The organism is Paraburkholderia sediminicola (genome assembly GCF_046027355.1).
Taxonomy (GTDB): domain Bacteria; phylum Pseudomonadota; class Gammaproteobacteria; order Burkholderiales; family Burkholderiaceae; genus Paraburkholderia; species Paraburkholderia sediminicola_B.
On record NZ_JAQQEK010000007.1, the window covers coordinates 134,800 to 152,553 of the forward strand.

The following is a 17,754-nucleotide window of genomic DNA, read 5'->3' on the forward strand; positions in this document are numbered from 1 at the left end:
TTTGGTACAATCCCGCAGTTACCCTGACGGGCCTTGCGTGTCGTTTGTCCTGCGAGGCCGGTGGTCAGAGGCACATCGCAAAACTCGCCAAACCATACAGCCGAACCCACCATGAACATCGAGCAAGCGCGTTTCAACATGATCGAACAGCAGATCCGCCCCTGGGAAGTGCTCGACCAGGACGTGCTGAATCTGCTCTCGATCGTCAAACGTGAAAACTTCGTCCCCGCCGTGTATCGCGAGCTGGCCTTCGTCGACTTCGAAGTGCCGCTGCCGGCCGGCCAGCACATGCTGGCCCCGCGTGTCGAAGCGCGCGTGCTGCAGGAACTGGCGGTGAAGAAACACGAAAGCGTGCTCGAAATCGGCGCGGGTTCGGGTTACATGGCCGCGTTGCTCGCGCACCGCGCGCAGCACGTGCTGACGGTCGACATCGAACCGGAACTCGCTGAACTGGCGAAGACCAACCTGATCGCCAACGGCGTGCTGAACGCCGAAGTCGCTACCGGCGACGCCGCGCGCGGCTGGGCCGGCGCCGCGCCGTACGACGTGATCTGCGTGTCGGGCGGCCTGCCGGTGCTGCCGCAGGAAATGCTCGACCATCTGAAGATCGGCGGCCGTCTGGCGGCGTTCGTCGGCACCGCGCCGGTCATGAAGGCGCAGATCATCACGCGTATCGACGAGAAGCAATACCGCATTGCCGACGTGTTCGAAACGTATGTCGAGCCGCTCATCAACGCCGTGCAGCCGTCGCGTTTCAAGTTCTGATTCACACGATCCGGACGGCGGCCACGCCCGCCGTCCTCTGAACTGGATGTTCTGCTGATGCAAAACCTGACCGCTCCGGCGCTCGCCGAATGGCTCGCCGATACTTCGCGTCCCGCGCCCGTGCTGCTCGACGTGCGCGAGCCGTGGGAAATCCAGACGGCGTCGATCGCCGGCGCCGTGTCGATTCCGATGCGTGAGATTCCCGCGCGCAGCGAAGAACTCGACGACGACGCGCAAATCGTCTGCGTCTGCCATCACGGCGCGCGCAGCGCCCAGGTCGCGATGTTCCTCGAATCGCGCGGCCATACCAACGTCTTCAATCTGCAAGGCGGGATCGACGCGTGGTCGCGTCAGGTCGATCCGTCCGTTCCGACCTACTGATCTCCCGGCCGTACTGACGCGCCAGCAGGCGCTGGTCCTCACGGCCGCTCTGGTGTTTGCCTGCGCGCTTCACACACTACCCGCGCAGGGCGTCGCCTTCTCCCAGCTTTACGACGAAGCGCGATCCAACGACGAGCAACTGCAAAGCGCACACGCCTCGTTCGCCACAGCGAAGAGCTGCCGCTCGCGCGCGCCAAACTGCTGCCGCAATGCTTGGCGCCATCCGGGTATTGCGGCTAAAGGCGCTGCGGGCGAGTTTGAGCGGCGAGTAATGCCGGATGGGGCGGTGGTGCGGTAGGCGGTGGTGCGGTAGGCGCTGTGCGCTTGTGGTCTTTGCTTCTCGTCCTGGCTTCTGTTTCCTGCTTTTCTCCCCTGCCTCTCTCCCTGCTTTTGTCCCTGCATCCCTCCCTGCTTTCCGTCCTTTGGCTCTCCGGCGCTTTTTTTCGCTCCAGGCCGCTCCCGCGCCAGGTTGCCGCGCGGCTAGCACCCGGTTCAATTAGCGCCTCTGCCAAGCCGCCCCTTCAGCGGAACACTAACGGCTAGCTTTCGTTACGCCGCTTCACGCATCCACTTCCGAAATTTCATACGGTTTCCTGAGCATTGCACAGGCACCATGCTTCCGACCTTTTTGGGGAGCCATGTGATGAGACTTTCGAAGTTCGCGATGCTAGCCGCAACCCTGTTGCCGCTCTCGTCGCATGCCACCTTGGGCGGTGTGCCATCCACAAGCGCATCGTCGCCGCCCCTGCTGCGCGCCACGCCGCAATCCGCCGCCGCGACGCCCGCGGCTCGACCTGCGAACGCGGTGGCCTACTCCATGCGCCAGTCGGTCGACGCCAACGGCGTCACCATCCGCGAATACGTGCTGCCCGAGAACGTCGTGTTCGCGGTCAAGTGGAGTGGACCGATCCGCCCGGACATGACGACGCTGCTCGGCAGCTACTTTCCCAACTTCGTCAACGCCGGCCAAAGCCGCGCGACCGGCACGGGGCCGCTTATCGACGGCAACGACGACTTCCGCATCGAGTCCGCCGGCCGCATGGGGCGCTTCAGCGGCACGGCCTGGCTGCCGCGCCTGATGCCGGCCGGCGTGCGTCCGGGCGATCTGAAATAAGAACGGCGTCGAGCCATGAGAAAACAGAACATGAACACACTAAAGAAGACGCTATGGGTCGTCGCGGCCTTCGCGGGGCTCGCTCTCTGCGCGTGCGGCGGCGGCGGAAGCTCGAGTGGCAACCAGGGCAGCAACTCCATGGGATGGGACGCCAAGCCCGACTGGACCCCGGCGCCGACCGGCTCCGGCGGGTCCGGTAGCTCGAACAATTCATCCACTCCGGCCACCGGCGACAATACGGTGGCGGTTCGCGTCGATAAATCGACGGGCAACATCAACAGGCTTCTCGCATCAATCAAGGTTTGCGTGCCGGGCGCACAGGGTGCAAGCCAGTGCGTGACCGTCGACAACATGCTGGTGGACACCGGCTCGACGGGCGTGCGCATTTCAGCCCGCGCGATACCCACGCTGGCTCCTCTGCTGCTCACCCAAGCGGGCGCGGTGGACGACAAGGTCGGCTCGGCGCCGATTGCCGAGTGCGCGCCGTTCGCGTCGGGCTATACCTGGGGTTCGGTCAAGCGCGCCGATATCACGATCGGCAGCAAGACGGCGAGCAATATTCCGATCCAGGTGGTTTCCGATGGCGCGTTCTCCACGCCGGACGACTGTATTGCGCACAACGGCCACGACTTGGGCAAGTCCCTCGACGTGATGGGAGTCAGCGGCATTCTCGGCATCGACAACTTCACAGGCGATTCCCTCGATGCCTTGACCAAGGCGGTGCCCGGCCTTTACTACTATTGCCCGTCGCAAAACAGTTGCATCAATACGCGCATGCTGGCGAGCAAAGAGGTCACGAATCCTGTCGCCGCATTCGCCACGGACAACAACGGCATGGTCATCCGTCTGCCGGCTGTACCGGCCACGGGTCAGGCAAGCGTGACGGGCCAGTTGGTATTCGGCGTCAGCACGCAGCAGAACAATGCGTTGCCGGCGAATGCAACGGTCATTGCGTTGGACAAATACGGTGCGTTCACGACGCAGTACAAGGGGCAGGTGTTCAATCAAAGCGCGATTGATAGCGGCACCCTTAGCTACGCGTTCCCGGATAGCTTGATTCCAGTTTCCATTGACGGCTTGTACACGCCGACGAGTACGCTGACTCTGACCGCGACGATCGAGCCGAACAACGGAACAAGCGCGCCGCTCCAGATGCCGTTTTCGATCGACAACGCCAACACTCTGATGGCAAGCGGAAATGCCGCGTTCATCAACATCGGCCAGTACTTTTCGAATAGTGACGACAACATGTTCCTGTGGGGACTGCCTTTCTTCTATGGCCGCGATGTCTACAACGTGATTGGCAATGCCAAGGTCGGCAAGCTGACAGGACCGTTCGTCGCGTTTTGACGACTGACCGCGTGGCCGAGGCGGGAGGCGCTGCTTGATGGCAGCGTCTCCTCGCGACATTTCCGATTTTGCATTGAGACTTTTCAGGCAATCCCAATAACACCCGGCTGGCACCATGCTCCGATCTGTTTTCTGGAGCAATGTGATGAATTTTGTGAAGGTCGCGCTGGCTGTGGCGAGCGTGTTGCCGCTCGCTTCTTATGCGGCGTTGGGCGGTGCGCCGGGTACCGGCGCGCCGCCGCAGTCGGTGCTGCGATCGGCGGTTTCTCTCAACACGTCCGCAGCGCCCACGCCGTATACGATGCGCGCATCGTATGGCGCCGATGGCGTCACGATTCATGAATACGTCCTGCCCAGCAACGTGGTGTTTGCCGTCACCTGGCAGGGCCCGGTGCGCCCGGACATGAGCGCGCTGCTCGGCAGCTACTTTCCCAATTTCACGAATGCTGCCGCCGAACGCGCGCGCGGCGTCGGCCCGATGATCGAACACAACGGCGATTTCCATATCGAGTCAGCTGGTCGCGCGGGACGCTTTTTCGGTAAGGCGTATCTGCCGCGCCTCGTTCCCACCGATGTTCGCGTGGAGCAACTGCAATGAAGCGGCGTGCGGATTCATCCAACACATTGAACATGACGACTTTGAATAAGACGCTTTGCTGCGCGCTTTTGGGTGCGAGCGTGGCGCTGTCCGCTTGTGGCGGCGGTGGCAGCGGTGGCAGCGGTGGCAGCGGTGGCAGCGGTGATGATGGCAGCGCCAATGCGGCGAAAAATAACGTCAAGCCCGCGTCGGGGACGGCGGGCACGACGCCGGCTTCGTCGCCGGGCGCGAGTGCTGCGCCTACGCCGAGTCCGGCTCCGATGCCCGCTCCGAGTCCTACACCGACTCCAGCGCCGACGCCTGCTCCGAGCACTACGCCTACGCCAATTCCGGCGCCCACACCTGCGCCAATTCCAAAGCCGACTCCGACTCCGACACCAACGCCAACGCCGACACCAACATCAACATCAACATCAGCACCGACTCCAACTCCAACTCCAACACCAACTCCAACACCAACTCCAACACCAACTCCCACCGCCAACACCGCCCCCATCACCATCGAGCGATGGACGGGCAACTACGCGAACATGCCGTACGTGACCGCGACGATCTGCATCCCAGGCGTTCAGGGCAGCAATCAATGCGCGACCGTCGATCACATGCAACTCGACACCGGGTCGGTCGGCGTGCGCGTGCTCGGCAGCGCGTTGGGTTCGGCGCTCGCTGCCCGCTTGCCGACGCAATCCGGCGCCACCGACGATCCGACCGGCAACGCGTCGATCGCCGAATGCGCCGTGTTCGGCTCGGGCTACACGTGGGGGTCCATCAAGCGCGCCGACGTCACGATCGGCGGCAAGACCGCGGGCAACATGCCGCTGCAGGTGATTGCAGACGGCCAGTACGCGACGCCGTCGGATTGCCAGTCGCGCGGCGTCTACAACCTTGGCTCGGCAACGGCACTCGGCGCCAACGGCGTGATCGGCATCGGCCCGGCGCAGCGCGATTTCCCCGCCGCGGCCCAGACCGTGCTGCCATCGGCTTACTACTACTGCACCTCCGCGACGTCATGCACGAACACACGTGTGCCGCTCGACACGCAGGTCATGAATCCGGTCGCCGATTTCACCTCCGACAACAACGGCACGATCATCCGTCTGCCGGCGCTACCCGCGGGCGGCCAGGCGAGCGTCACGGGTGAGTTGGTGTTCGGCATCGGCACGCAGAAGAACAACGCCATGCCCTCGCAGCCGAACATTCTCGCGCTCGACCAGTACGGTTATTTCACGACCACGTACAAGGGCAACACGTTTAGCAGCGCCATCGACAGCGGCTCCAACGCGAATATCTTCGCGGACTACACAGTGCCCTATTCCGGTGACTGGTACGTGCCGGCCACCACGCTCAGCCTGTCCGCGATTCTCACAGGCGTCGACAAGGCCGCCGCGTCCGTCAACGTGCCGTTCTCGCTGGCTAACGGCTGGAACCTGATGGCAAATCAGTACGCGGCCTACGACAGCCTCGGCTCGCCATCGGCCGGCATGTTCATCTGGGGCCTGCCGTTCTTCTTCGGCCGCAGCGTGTATACCGCGATCAACAACGTGGTGATCGGCAAGCAACCGGGGCCATTCATCGCTTTCTGATCGAGGGCCCGCTTCGCAAGTCCAGCAACAGAAAACAGAAAACGGCCGGCGCCACACAACGCCGGCCGTTTTGCGCTCCGAACAAAAGCGCCGCTAATCCGCTACTCCACCTCCCTCAACACCTCCGCCACCGTCCCAAAGATCTCCTCGAGCTGCGCCTCCTCGACGATCAAGGGCGGCGAGAACGCGAGAATGTCGCCCGTATAACGCGTCAACACGCCCTTCTCATAGCAACGCACGAACACATCGTAAGCCCTCGCCCCAGGCGCGCCTGACCGCGGCGCCAACTCCACCCCACCCACCAACCCAAGATTGCGCACGTCGATCACATGACGCTCGCCTTGCAGCTTATGGATCGCCTTCTCAAACACCGGCGCCATCCGCGCGGCCCGTTCGAACAGTTGATCACGCTCATACAGATCGATCGTCGCGCATGCGGCAGCAGCGGCAATCGGGTGCCCCGAGTACGTATAGCCATGGAACAACTCGATGCCGCCCGGCGCACCGTTCACGATCGAGTCGTGAATTTTCGCGCTTGCCGCCACCGCGCCCATCGGCGCGGCTGCATTATTGGTGCCCTTGGCCATGGTCAGCATGTCGGGCGTGACGCCGAAGTACTGCGCCGCGAACGGCGCACCCAACCGCCCCCAGTCGGTGATCACTTCATCGAAGATCAGCAGGATGCCGTGCTTGTCGCAGATCTCGCGCAGCCGTTGCAAATAACCCTGCGGCAGAATCAGCACACCCGTTGAACCAGCCACCGGCTCGACGATCACCACGGCAATCGTCGACGCATCGTGCGACGTGTAGTACATCCCCTTCGCACTCGCCAGCAACCGCGGCGCGCTCTTGAACTGGCGGTTCGCCGTGAAAGGCATCCAGAACGCGGACATATCGGGCGGCTTGACACCGGCGCGCTCATTCATGTCGTGTCTCCTCGCGTGAGTGGACTTTCGTGTAGGCACAGCGCGGCCCATGCACAAAGGGGCGGCGGCCATGCACCGCCGACGCCCGCTGGCGGACACCCGCGCTTCGTTGCGGCGCGGCACGCACCCGAACGAGGCGAAGCGGCCGGTCCTGCACCAATTCTGCGCCGCATTACGCATAAGCCGGCCGGCGCGCAGCCGCGCCGCAGCATGCACTTCGCGTTGTTCAAGGCGAATTTACTGCATGGCATGTGCCTTGCAGTACACAAGCGGCAAGTCATGCGGGATAAGCCCTGCTGGCTGAAATCGACGCCCATAAACAGTCACCATCAATGGCAAGGGGATATACATGAAACGTCGCAGTCTGTTGAAGTTCGGCTCCATGTCAGGCGCGCTGGCGCTTGCAGGTCAGGTTCCGTTTGCGCAGGCGCAGTCGGGCAGCGGTCCGATCAAGGTGGGCATTCTGCATTCGCTGTCGGGCACGATGGCGATCTCGGAGACATCGCTCAAGGACACCGCGTTGATGACCATTGCGGACATCAACAAGAACGGCGGCGTGATGGGCCGTCAACTGGAGCCGGTGGTGGTCGACCCGGCGTCGAACTGGCCGCTCTTCGCTGAGAAGGCGCGTCAACTGATCACGCAGGACAAGTGCGCCGTGGTGTTCGGCTGCTGGACCTCGGTGTCGCGCAAATCGGTGCTGCCGGTGTTCGAGGAACTGAACGGCCTGCTGTTCTACCCGGTGCAATACGAAGGCGAGGAAATGTCGCGCAACGTGTTCTACACGGGCGCTGCGCCGAATCAGCAGGCGATTCCGGCGACCGAATACCTGATGAGCGCGGAAGGCGGCGGCGCCAAGCGCTTCTTCCTGTTGGGCACCGACTATGTGTACCCCCGCACGACCAACAAGATCCTGCGCGCGTTCCTCAAGTCGAAGGGCGTGCAAGAGGCCGATATCCAGGAGGTCTACACGCCGTTCGGCCACAGCGACTATCAGACCATCGTCGCGAACATCAAGACCTTCTCGCAAGGCGGCAAGACCGCGGTGATCTCGACGGTGAACGGCGACTCGAACGTGCCGTTCTACAAGGAACTGGGCAACCAGGGGCTGAAGGCGTCGGACGTGCCGGTCGTCGCGTTCTCGGTCGGCGAGGAAGAACTGCGCGGTATCGATACGAAGCCGCTGGTCGGCAACCTGGCTGCGTGGAACTACTTCATGTCGCTGCGCAACCCGGCCAACGAGAAGTTCAAGAAGCAATGGGCCGCATGGGTCGCGCAGAACAACCTGCCGGGCGGCACCAAGCGCGTGACCAATGACCCGATGGAAGCGACGTTCGTCGGCATCCATTTGTGGAAGCAGGCGGTCGAGAAGGCCAAGAGCACGGACGTCGACAAGGTCCGCGTGGCGATGGTCGGCCAGAGCTTCGCGGCGCCGTCGGGCTTCACGCTGGAAATGGACGGCAATCACCATCTGCACAAGCCGGTGATGATCGGCGAGGTGCGTGCGGACGGTCAGTTCAACGTGGTGTGGCGGACCAAGACCGCGATTCGCGCGCAGCCGTGGAGCCCGTTCATTGCCGGCAATTCGAGCAAGCCGGATGTGGTCAGCTCGATCCCGGCGTTCCTGAAGCGCTCGCGCGTCGCGTGACAGGAAGGCGTGCCGCGGCGGCAAAGCTAGCCGCCGTGACACGCCGATGCCATCTCGCGACGGACGCGCCCACCGCGTCCGCGTTCGTGCCGTGATCCGGCGTCCCGGCGGCACAACCTTCGCGCGCAGCAACTCGACGGCGCGGCAACGGCGCTTGCCCACATGCCGCGTCGCTCCGCCGGATTTTCTTCAAAGGCCACCATGGCGTTTTCAATCCTCACATCCGCACGACAACGCGCACGAACACTGGCACGACGACTCGCGCGGCGCGGCGTCGCATGCGTGGCGCTCGTGCTGCTCGCCGGCGCGCCGCTGGCCGCGTTCGCGCTGACCCAGGCCGATGTCGCGCCGCTCGCCGGCGACGACTTCGACGCGAAATCCGCGGCCATCGACAAACTGATCGCCAATCACGACAAGGAATCGATGGCGGTACTCAAAGCGCTATCCGAAGACAGCGCGCTCGCCACCGACGCTGGCGCCGTGCTGCTTCAAGACGGCGATACGGCGAAAGACGCGGTCACCGGCAAGACCGTCGCCGCAGGCGATGCGCAGCCGGTCACGCTGAACAACCTGCTGCGCTCGAAAGTCGCCGGCGCGCTGTCTGGCGTGCAACTCGATTCGCCGGACAAGGCGACGCGTGACGCCGCGATTACCTCGCTGCTGCAAAATCCGGATCCGTCGATTAAACCGCTCGTCGACGCGGCTCGCGCGAAGGAAACCGATCCCGTCTTGAAGAAGCGCCTCGACACGCTGTGGGCGATGACCGCCCTGCACGACGCCGATCCGGCCAAGCGCCTCGAAGCCGTGCAACTGGTCGCCGCGCGGCACGACCTCGACATGAATGAACTGCTGCGCCCGCTGGTCGCGAAGAAGCCCGACGGCACCTTCGTGGAAGCCGACGACCGCGTGCGCGCCGCCGCGCAAAGCGGCATCGACGAACTCGATGCGATCCAGCGCCGCAGCCAGATCGCCGGCACGCTGTTCGCGGGCCTATCGCTCGGCAGCGTGCTGCTGCTCGCCGCGCTGGGTCTGGCCATCACGTACGGGTTGATCGGCGTGATCAACATGGCGCACGGCGAATTCCTGATGATCGGCGCGTATGCGACGTACGTCGTGCAAAACCTCTTTCAGCGCTTCGCACCCGGCGCATTCGACTGGTATCCGCTGCTTGCCATTCCGGCTTCGTTCGTCGCCGCGGGACTGGTGGGCATCGTGCTCGAACGGCTGGTGCTCAAGCACCTGTACGGCCGTCCGCTCGAAACGCTGCTGACCACGTTCGGTATCAGCCTGATCCTGATTCAGGCGACGCGCATGCTGTTCGGCGCGCAGAACGTGCAGGTGGTCAATCCTGCGTGGATGAGCGGCGGCGTGACCGTCTTACCCAATCTGATCCTGCCGTACAACCGGCTCGCAATTCTCGCGTTCTCGCTGATTGTGGTCGGCATCGCGTGGGCTGTGCTCACGAAAACGCGTCTCGGTCTTTTCGTGCGTGCCGTCACCCAGAACCGGCGCATGGCTGCCTGCGTCGGCGTGAAGACCGCTCGGGTCGATTCGTATGCGTTCGCGTTCGGTGCGGGTATTGCCGGGTTAGGCGGCTGTGCGCTCTCGCAGATCGGCAATGTCGGACCGGACCTCGGCCAGAGCTACATCATCGATTCGTTCATGGCTGTCGTGCTGGGCGGTGTCGGTCAACTGGCCGGCACGGTGATCGGCGGCTTCGGCCTCGGGCTCATCAGCAAGGCAATCGAACCGTTCTGGGGCGCGGTGCTCGCGAAGATCGCGGTGCTCGTGCTAATCGTGTTGTTCATCCAGAAGCGTCCGCAGGGCATGTTCGCCCTCAAGGGCCGTAGCGCGGAGGCATGAGATGACATCTGCAACCTCATCGGCTCACGTCGGCGCCAGCAGCGGCGGCGCTCTTGCCGGACGCGAAGCGCAAACGGGCTTCGCGCTCGGCTTGCCGCCGCGTCCTGCACTGTTATCGCGACGCGCGTGGCTCGCGTTGATCGCGTTGATCATCGTCTTCGGCCTTGGCGTGCCGTTCGCCACGCTGGTGGTGCCCGAGACGAGCGCGCTGCATCTGTCCGCCTACGCGATGACGATCACCGGCAAGTTCATGTGCTACGCGATCGCGGCGCTCGCGCTCGATCTCGTGTGGGGCTACTGCGGCATTCTGAGCCTCGGCCACGCGTTGTTCTTCGCGCTCGGCGGCTACGCGATCGGCATGTATCTGATGCGCTCGATCGGTCACGAAGGCAAATACGGCAGCGACCTGCCCGACTTCATGGTGTTTCTCGACTGGCATCAACTGCCGTGGTACTGGCAAGGCACGCAGCATCTCGGCTACGCGCTGCTGTTGGTTGTGCTGGTGCCGGCGGTGGTCGCCTGGGTGTTCGGCTTCTTCACGTTCCGCTCGCGGGTGAAGGGCGTGTACCTGTCGATCATCACGCAAGCCATGACCTTCGCCGCGATGCTGCTGTTCTATCGCAACGAGACGGGCTTCGGCGGCAACAACGGCTTCACCGACTTCAAACGCATTGGTGGTTTTCCGATCACGCATCCGGGCACGCGCACCGCCCTGCTGCTGATCACCTTTGCGGTGCTGATCCTCGCCTTCATCGGCGCGCGGGCGATCGTCACCTCGAAGCTCGGCCGCGTCGTCACCGCGGTGCGCGACGGCGAAACGCGTTTGATGTTCCTCGGCTACAGCCCGCTCGCGTACAAGCTGTTCGTGTGGACGGTGTCCGCCGTGTTGTGCGGCATTGCCGGCGCGCTGTACGTGCCGCAGGTCGGCATCATCAATCCGGGCGAGATGTCGCCGGGCAACTCGATCGAAATGGCGATCTGGGTCGCCGTGGGCGGACGCGGCACCTTGATCGGCCCGATCATCGGCGCCTTCGCGGTGAATGGCGCGAAGAGCTTCTTCACGGCGAACTTCCCTGAATACTGGCTGTTCTTTCTCGGTCTGATTTTCGTGCTGGTCCCGCTGCTGCTGCCGAACGGCATCATGGGGCTGATCGAACTCGTGACGCGCAAGAGGAACCGCTCATGAACGAAAACCCGATGGTTCCTGATCTGGCTTTACCGGAAGAACCCGCTGAAACCTCGTTGAGCGGCGTCGCCAGCATGGGGCACGCGGTCGTGCCCGGCGAGATCGACGTGTCGCACGGCACGATCCTGTACCTCGAAGACGTGACCGTGAGCTTCGACGGTTTTCGCGCGCTCAATGCGTTGACGTTGTCGATCGATGCGGGCGAATTGCGTTGCATCATCGGTCCGAACGGCGCCGGCAAGACGACGATGATGGACGTCATCACCGGCAAGACGGAGCCGGACTCAGGCAAGGTGTATCTCGGGCAGACGATTGATCTGACCCGGATGAACGAGCCGTCGATTGCGCGTGCGGGCATCGGGCGCAAGTTTCAGAAGCCCACGGTGTTCGAACAGCATCCCGTGTGGGAAAACCTCGAACTCGCGATGAAGGCCGACAAGGGCTGGTGGGCCTCGTTACGCGCGCGTCTGGATCGCGAGGCGCAAGCACGCATTGAAGAGACGCTCGCGTTGATCGGTCTGGAGAGCGAAGCGCGGCGGCTCGCCGGCGAACTCTCGCACGGCCAGAAGCAACGGCTCGAAATCGGTATGTTGCTGATGCAGCAGCCGGCGCTGCTGCTGCTCGACGAACCGGCCGCCGGCATGACCGACGACGAAACCATGCAACTCGCCGAGTTGCTCAATCATCTGCGCGGCACCTGTTCGATGATGGTCGTCGAGCACGATATGGAGTTCGTGGCGGCGCTATCAGGCGAGAGCGGCAAGGTCACGGTGATGGCCGAAGGACGCGTGCTCGCTCACGGTACGCTCGACGAAGTGAAGCGCGACGAGACGGTCATCGAGTCTTATCTGGGCCGGTGAAACGGGTCGGTGAAATAAAAAGGTCGAACGGACATGCTAGAAGTAGAAAACCTGAACCAGTACTACGGCGGCAGCCACATTCTGCGCGATGTGAAGCTCACCGTGCCCGACGGCAAACTCACCGTTCTGCTTGGCCGCAACGGCGTGGGCAAGACCACGCTGCTGCGCTGCCTGATGGGCGTCGTGCAGACGAAGAGCGGGTCAATCGCCTGGCGCGGTGCGCCGATCACCAAACTGCCAACTTACTCGCGCGTGGAGAAGGGCCTCGCTTATGTGCCTCAAGGGCGCGATATCTTTCCTCGGTTGACCGTTGAAGAAAATCTGCTGGTGGGTGCTGCCAGCAAGAAGGCGCCCAAGAAGATCCCGGATCGCATCTATGAACTGTTTCCTGTGCTGAAGGATATGCGCAGCCGGCGCGGTGGCGATCTTTCCGGCGGTCAACAGCAACAGCTTGCCATTGGGCGGGCGTTGATGAGCGATCCGCAACTGCTCATTCTTGATGAACCCACTGAGGGTATCCAGCCGTCGATCATTCAGGATATCGGCCGCACGCTGCGTCAATTGGTCGAGGAAATGGGCATGACGGTGCTGCTCGTCGAGCAGTATTACGACTTCGCCAAGGACATCGCCGATCGGTATTGGGTGATGAGCCGAGGGGAGATCATCGCGGGCGGTGAAGGCGCCAATATGGATGCGGATGGTGTGCGGGCGTTGATCGCCGTGTGAGGGGCATTGGGCATGGCCCGTGCTATTCTCGACGCATCCTGTGTCAGCGCGATTGAGCGCTGTCTGACGTGCCGCGGGCACGTTTTGCTTTTCTTCGTCTGTTCGCACTCCATTCGCATGTCGCTGCACGAAAATCACGTTACGCTCGCCACCGCCCAGGCCGGTGCGCATTCGCTATGGCGCGCGCGTCTTGAGCTTGGGTTCGTCAAGGATGGCGAACGGACTACGCTCAAGCATCGGTTGCATGATGGGCCGTTGCGGGTTCAAAGGCCGCTTTATCCTGAAGGCCGCGGCATCTGTCATGCGGTGATCGTGCATCCGCCGGGTGGGATCGCGGGTGGTGATCAGCTTGCTATCGATGTCGATGTCGGCGACGGTGCGCATGCGGTCATTACCACGCCGGGGGCGACCAAGTGGTACAAGTCCAATGGACGCGAAGCTCAGCAGCGTATCGCGGTGCGCGTCGGTGAGCGGGCTAAGCTCGATTGGCTGCCGCAGAATAATATCGTTTTCGATCATGCGAATGCGAAGCTCGATTTTTCTTTGACGCTTGGTGAGGGCGCGACTGCGATTGGGTGGGATGCCACTCAGCTTGGGCGGCAGGCTGCCGGGGAACGGTGGTCTGACGGCCGTTTGTGTGCGGTGTCGCGGATTGTTGGAGCTAACGGAGAGTTGCTCTGGTTTGAACGGGCCAGCCTCTCGGCAAATGATTCGCTGCGCGATGCTGCTCAAGGCTTGGCCGGGTTTCCCGCTTATGGGACGCTTTGGGCTGTTGGGGATGCTTGTGATGATGCGCTTGCCGAAGCGTTGACTGCTCAACTGCCGTTTGATGTTTCTGTTCGGGTTGCGGCTTCTTGTGTTACTTCTCGGGTGTTGGTCGTGCGCGGGGTTTCGAGGTCGATGGAGATGTTGCAGCAGGCGCTTATCAAGTGCTGGATTCAGTTGCGGCCGGTTGTGCATGGGGTTGAGGGCGTGCCTTTGCGGATTTGGACTACTTGAGGTGGTTGGCTGTGCGTTTTGCGGTGTTGGTCTTGGGCCTTTCCTTGAATTCTTATCGGTCTATTAGCGTTGCCCCTGTGCGGGGCGGCACCTGCTTCTCTTCGCGGCAGTGACAAGGCGCTCATTCTTCCGGCGGCGCTGCGCGCGCCGTCGCAAACGGACCTATCCGTAATTTCGTCGGCTTCGCCTTTCACCGTCGCAAGTCAGGCGGCGCACCAAACCGGCGCATCTCGACGCTTCAACTGTGTGCGTCGCTCGTCGTTCCGTCCCGCTAGCCCATGCTGCACCGCCATGGCACACACCTTGCGTCAAAATCCCCCACGATGCTGCCGCGTCCTGACGGCAGCCGACCGGCTCGTCGCCACCACCGCTCACAGAACATGACTCGATCGACTCTTCGCCCCGCGCGTCGCGCCTGGCTCGCCGCACTGTTGCTCTCGCCCGTCCTCGCCGTCAATGCACCCGCCGCCCACGCGGATACGCTCGACAACATCGCGAAAGCCGGTGTGCTCAAAGTCGCCGTGCCGGAAGACTATCCGCCGTTCGGTTCGGTCGGCGCGGACATGAAGCCGCAAGGCTACGACATCGACACCGCCGCCCTGCTCGCGAAGTCGATGAACGTGAAGCTCGAACTCGTGCCGGTCAATAGCGCCAATCGCATTCCCTATCTGCAAACGGGCAAGGTCGATCTGGTGATCTCGTCGCTCGGCAAGACGCCGGATCGCGAGAAGGTAATCGACTTCTCGACCGCCTATGCGCCGTACTACCAGGGCGTGTTCGGTCCCGCCGATATCAAGGTCAGCGGCCCCGCCGATCTGACCGGCAAAACAGTCGGCGCAACCCGCGGCGCGCTCGAGGAAATCGGTCTCACGCAAATGGCGCCGAACGCGACCATCAAGCGCTTCGAGGACAACAACGCGACCATCGCCGCGTTCCTGTCGGGCCAGGTGCAGTTGATCGCCGCGGGCAACATCGTCGCGGCCGCTATCCTCGCGAAGAATCCGCCGCGCCGCCCGGAACCGAAGTTCGTCATCAAGAATTCGCCGTGCTTCGTCGGCATGAACAAGAACGAACCACGCCTGCAACAGAAAGTGAATGCCGCCATCGTGCAAGCGAAGCAGGACGGCACGCTCAACACGATGTCGAAGAAGTGGTTCAGCGCGCCGCTGCCGGCTGACCTGTAAGCGCGCCGTTAGCCGAACTTGATACCGTGGCTGGCTTATCCGGCATTGCACTCGTCATGGATTCATCCCGTGTCTGACACGCGATCGCGTCCATGACGCGCAGCGCCTATCATTGTCGCAGCCGCTCCCGCCCGGGATCGTCACAACGACCGTTGCAACCCTACGCACTCATTCGATGAAGCTGACACCTCGCGAGAAGGACAAGCTGCTGATCTTCACCGCCGCGCTGCTTGCCGAACGGCGCCGCGCGCGCGGCCTCAAACTGAACTACCCGGAAGCGATCGCCTTCATCACCGCCGCGCTGATGGAAGCGGCCCGCGACGGCAAGACCGTCGCCGAGGTGATGCACTACGGCACCACCCTGCTCACCCGCGACGACGTCATGGAAGGCGTGCCGGAGATGATCCCCGACATCCAGGTCGAAGCCACGTTCCCCGACGGCACCAAGCTCGTCACCGTTCATCACCCGATTCCTTAAATAAGCAAGGCAGCTCCAGATGATTCCCGGCGAACTCCTCATCGACGACGGCGAACACGAACTGAACGCGGGCCGCGCCACCGTCACGGTGGTCGTGTCGAATACCGGCGACCGTCCGGTGCAGATCGGCTCGCACTATCACTTCTATGAAGTGAACGAGGCGCTCTCATTCGATCGCGAAGCCGCGCGCGGCTTCCGGCTGAATATCGCGGCGGGCACCGCCGTGCGCTTCGAACCCGGCCAGGAGCGCACCGTCGAACTGGTTGCATTGGCGGGTGATCGCGTCGTCTACGGCTTCAACGGCAAGGTGATGGGCAAGCTGTGATGCCCCTCCCTCTCTCGGCACGAGCCCAGATCGCCCTGCTCATTTCCGGACCCACACCATGACCTTACGCATTGGCCGCCGCGCATACGCGGAAATGTTCGGCCCCACCACCGGCGACCGCGTGCGCCTCGCCGACACCGAGTTGCTGATCGAAGTCGAGCGCGACTTCACCACTTACGGCGAAGAAGTGAAATTCGGCGGCGGCAAAGTGATTCGCGACGGCATGGGCCAGTCGCAGCGCGTGCATGCCGACGTGGTCGATACCGTCGTGACGAATGCCGTGATTCTCGATCACTGGGGCATCGTCAAGGCGGACATCGGCATCAAGGACGGCCGCATCGCCGCGATCGGCAAAGCGGGCAATCCCGACATCCAGCCGAACGTGACGATCGCGATCGGCGCCTCCACCGAAGTGATCGCGGGCGAAGGCCTGATCGTGACGGCGGGCGGCATCGACACGCATATTCACTTCATCAGCCCGCAGCAGATCGAGGAAGCGCTCGCGAGCGGCGTGACCACGATGCTCGGCGGCGGCACCGGTCCGGCCACGGGCACCAACGCGACCACGTGCACGCCGGGTCCGTGGCATCTCGAACGCATGCTGCAAGCCGCCGACGGTTATCCGATGAATCTCGGCTTTCTCGGCAAGGGCAACGTGAGCCAGCCGCAGCCCGCGCTGGAACAGATCGCCGCGGGCGCGATCGGCCTGAAGCTGCATGAGGACTGGGGCACCACGCCGGCCGCGATCGACAACTGCCTCTCGGTTGCGGACGACACCGACACGCAGGTGGCGATCCACACGGATACGCTGAACGAAGCGGGTTTCGTCGAAGCGACCGTGGCCGCGTTCAAAGGCCGCACGATCCACACGTATCACACGGAAGGCGCGGGCGGCGGCCACGCACCGGACATCATCAAGGTATGCGGCGAAGCGAACGTGCTGCCGTCTTCGACCAATCCGACGCGCCCGTACACCGTCAATACGCTCGAAGAACATCTCGACATGCTGATGGTGTGCCACCACCTGGACCCGTCGATTGCGGAAGACATCGCGTTCGCCGAATCGCGCATTCGCCGCGAGACGATTGCCGCCGAAGACATCCTGCACGACCTCGGCGCGCTGTCGATGCTGTCGTCGGATTCGCAGGCCATGGGCCGCGTCGGCGAAGTGATCATCCGCACGTGGCAGACGGCGCACAAGATGAAGGTGCAACGCGGCGCGCTGCCCGAAGACAACGCGCGCCACGACAACTTCCGTGCGAAGCGCTACGTCGCCAAGTACACGATCAACCCGGCGATCACGCACGGCATCGCGCATGAAGTCGGCTCGATCGAGCCGGGCAAGTGGGCCGATCTGGTGTTCTGGGAACCCGCGTTCTTCGGCATCAAGCCGTCGCTGATCCTCAAGGGCGGCATGATCGCCATGGCGCAGATGGGCGACCCCAACGCGTCGATTCCGACGCCGCAGCCGGTGCACTATCGCGAGATGTTCGCGACGCGCGGCGGCGCATTGGGACGCACGTCGCTGACCTTCGTCTCGCAGATGGCCGCGGATGCGCGCGTCGCCGAACGTTACGGCTTGAACAAGCGTATCGTTGCGGTCAGGAACTGCCGCAACATCTCGAAGGCAGACATGATCCACAACGCGTGGCGCCCGGCGATCAGCGTCGATCCGGAAACCTATCAGGTGATCGCCGACGGTCAGTTGCTGACCTGCGAACCGGCCACCGTGCTGCCCATGGCGCAACGCTACTTCCTGTTCTAAACC

The 17,754-nt window shown here is 63.1% G+C and carries 17 protein-coding genes and 1 pseudogene; 16 read left to right on the top strand and 2 right to left on the bottom strand.

Translation table 11 applies throughout. From position 1 onward, the window contains the following. Positions 1-111 precede the first annotated feature (111 nt). The 5 genes from PQR42_RS14405 to PQR42_RS14425 all read left to right on the top strand — a co-directional run bounded on the left by PQR42_RS14405 (position 112) and on the right by PQR42_RS14425 (position 4,208). Positions 112-765, top strand: coding sequence for a protein-L-isoaspartate O-methyltransferase family protein (locus PQR42_RS14405; protein WP_408214702.1), 654 nt, complete (start codon positions 112-114; stop codon positions 763-765). 57 nt (positions 766-822) lie between these two features. After that, on the top strand, positions 823-1,146 hold the full coding sequence (locus PQR42_RS14410; protein WP_091796474.1) for a rhodanese-like domain-containing protein: 324 nt from the start codon (positions 823-825) through the stop codon (positions 1,144-1,146). Between the two features lie 643 nt (positions 1,147-1,789). After that, entirely contained in the window at positions 1,790-2,260 is a 471-nt protein-coding gene (locus PQR42_RS14415; protein ID WP_408385422.1) for a DUF2844 domain-containing protein, read from the top strand. A gap of 30 nt (positions 2,261-2,290) precedes the next feature. Continuing rightward, positions 2,291-3,610 (top strand): DUF3443 domain-containing protein, encoded by a 1,320-nt coding sequence (locus PQR42_RS14420; protein ID WP_408385420.1) that lies wholly within the window; start codon positions 2,291-2,293, stop codon positions 3,608-3,610. 145 nt (positions 3,611-3,755) lie between these two features. After that, a complete protein-coding gene (locus PQR42_RS14425; RefSeq protein WP_408385418.1) occupies positions 3,756-4,208 on the top strand; it encodes a DUF2844 domain-containing protein in 453 nt (150 codons plus the stop codon). Between the two features lie 318 nt (positions 4,209-4,526). On the opposite strand, the gene PQR42_RS14430 is transcribed toward PQR42_RS14425, so the two are convergent. Beyond that, a complete protein-coding gene (locus PQR42_RS14430) occupies positions 4,527-4,661 on the bottom strand; it encodes a hypothetical protein (protein ID WP_408385606.1) in 135 nt (44 codons plus the stop codon). 35 nt (positions 4,662-4,696) lie between these two features. Between PQR42_RS14430 and PQR42_RS14435 the strand changes: the two are divergent. Continuing rightward, positions 4,697-5,791, top strand: a pseudogene (locus tag PQR42_RS14435) (DUF3443 domain-containing protein); the annotation flags it as partial. A gap of 101 nt (positions 5,792-5,892) precedes the next feature. Here PQR42_RS14435 and PQR42_RS14440 read toward each other — a convergent pair. Continuing rightward, positions 5,893-6,897, bottom strand: coding sequence for an aminotransferase class III-fold pyridoxal phosphate-dependent enzyme (locus PQR42_RS14440; protein WP_408493654.1), 1,005 nt, complete (start codon positions 6,895-6,897; stop codon positions 5,893-5,895). A 169-nt stretch (positions 6,898-7,066) separates the two neighbouring features. Here PQR42_RS14440 and urtA point away from each other — a divergent pair, with 169 nt between their 5' ends. From urtA to ureC, 10 genes are all read left to right on the top strand, one after another. After that, a complete protein-coding gene (gene urtA, locus PQR42_RS14445) occupies positions 7,067-8,365 on the top strand; it encodes an urea ABC transporter substrate-binding protein (protein WP_132375782.1) in 1,299 nt (432 codons plus the stop codon). A 201-nt stretch (positions 8,366-8,566) separates the two neighbouring features. Then, complete coding sequence (gene urtB, locus PQR42_RS14450; RefSeq protein ID WP_408385415.1) at positions 8,567-10,228, top strand: urea ABC transporter permease subunit UrtB; 1,662 nt, start codon at positions 8,567-8,569, stop codon at positions 10,226-10,228. 1 nt (position 10,229) lies between these two features. Continuing rightward, positions 10,230-11,414, top strand: coding sequence for an urea ABC transporter permease subunit UrtC (urtC, locus tag PQR42_RS14455; protein ID WP_408385413.1), 1,185 nt, complete (start codon positions 10,230-10,232; stop codon positions 11,412-11,414). Then, positions 11,411-12,274: an urea ABC transporter ATP-binding protein UrtD gene (urtD, locus tag PQR42_RS14460; RefSeq protein WP_408214723.1), complete on the top strand. Its 864-nt coding sequence runs from the start codon at positions 11,411-11,413 to the stop codon at positions 12,272-12,274. The genes urtC and urtD overlap by 4 nt, the downstream gene beginning before the upstream one ends. A gap of 33 nt (positions 12,275-12,307) precedes the next feature. Continuing rightward, on the top strand, positions 12,308-13,000 hold the full coding sequence (gene urtE, locus PQR42_RS14465; RefSeq protein WP_408214726.1) for an urea ABC transporter ATP-binding subunit UrtE: 693 nt from the start codon (positions 12,308-12,310) through the stop codon (positions 12,998-13,000). A gap of 117 nt (positions 13,001-13,117) precedes the next feature. Then, positions 13,118-13,999 carry an urease accessory protein UreD gene (locus PQR42_RS14470; RefSeq protein WP_408385597.1) on the top strand — a complete coding sequence of 294 codons (882 nt, stop codon included), beginning with the start codon at positions 13,118-13,120 and terminating at the stop codon, positions 13,997-13,999. Between the two features lie 380 nt (positions 14,000-14,379). Then, a complete protein-coding gene (locus PQR42_RS14475) occupies positions 14,380-15,183 on the top strand; it encodes a transporter substrate-binding domain-containing protein (protein WP_132375792.1) in 804 nt (267 codons plus the stop codon). A 175-nt stretch (positions 15,184-15,358) separates the two neighbouring features. Further along, positions 15,359-15,661, top strand: a complete 303-nt coding sequence (gene ureA, locus PQR42_RS14480) for an urease subunit gamma (RefSeq protein ID WP_011487082.1) — start codon at positions 15,359-15,361, stop codon at positions 15,659-15,661. Between the two features lie 19 nt (positions 15,662-15,680). Further along, positions 15,681-15,986 (top strand): urease subunit beta, encoded by a 306-nt coding sequence (locus PQR42_RS14485; protein WP_408214733.1) that lies wholly within the window; start codon positions 15,681-15,683, stop codon positions 15,984-15,986. Positions 15,987-16,044: 58 nt separating this feature from the next. Further along, on the top strand, positions 16,045-17,751 hold the full coding sequence (gene ureC, locus PQR42_RS14490; protein ID WP_408214736.1) for an urease subunit alpha: 1,707 nt from the start codon (positions 16,045-16,047) through the stop codon (positions 17,749-17,751). The last annotated feature ends 3 nt before the right edge of the window (positions 17,752-17,754 follow it).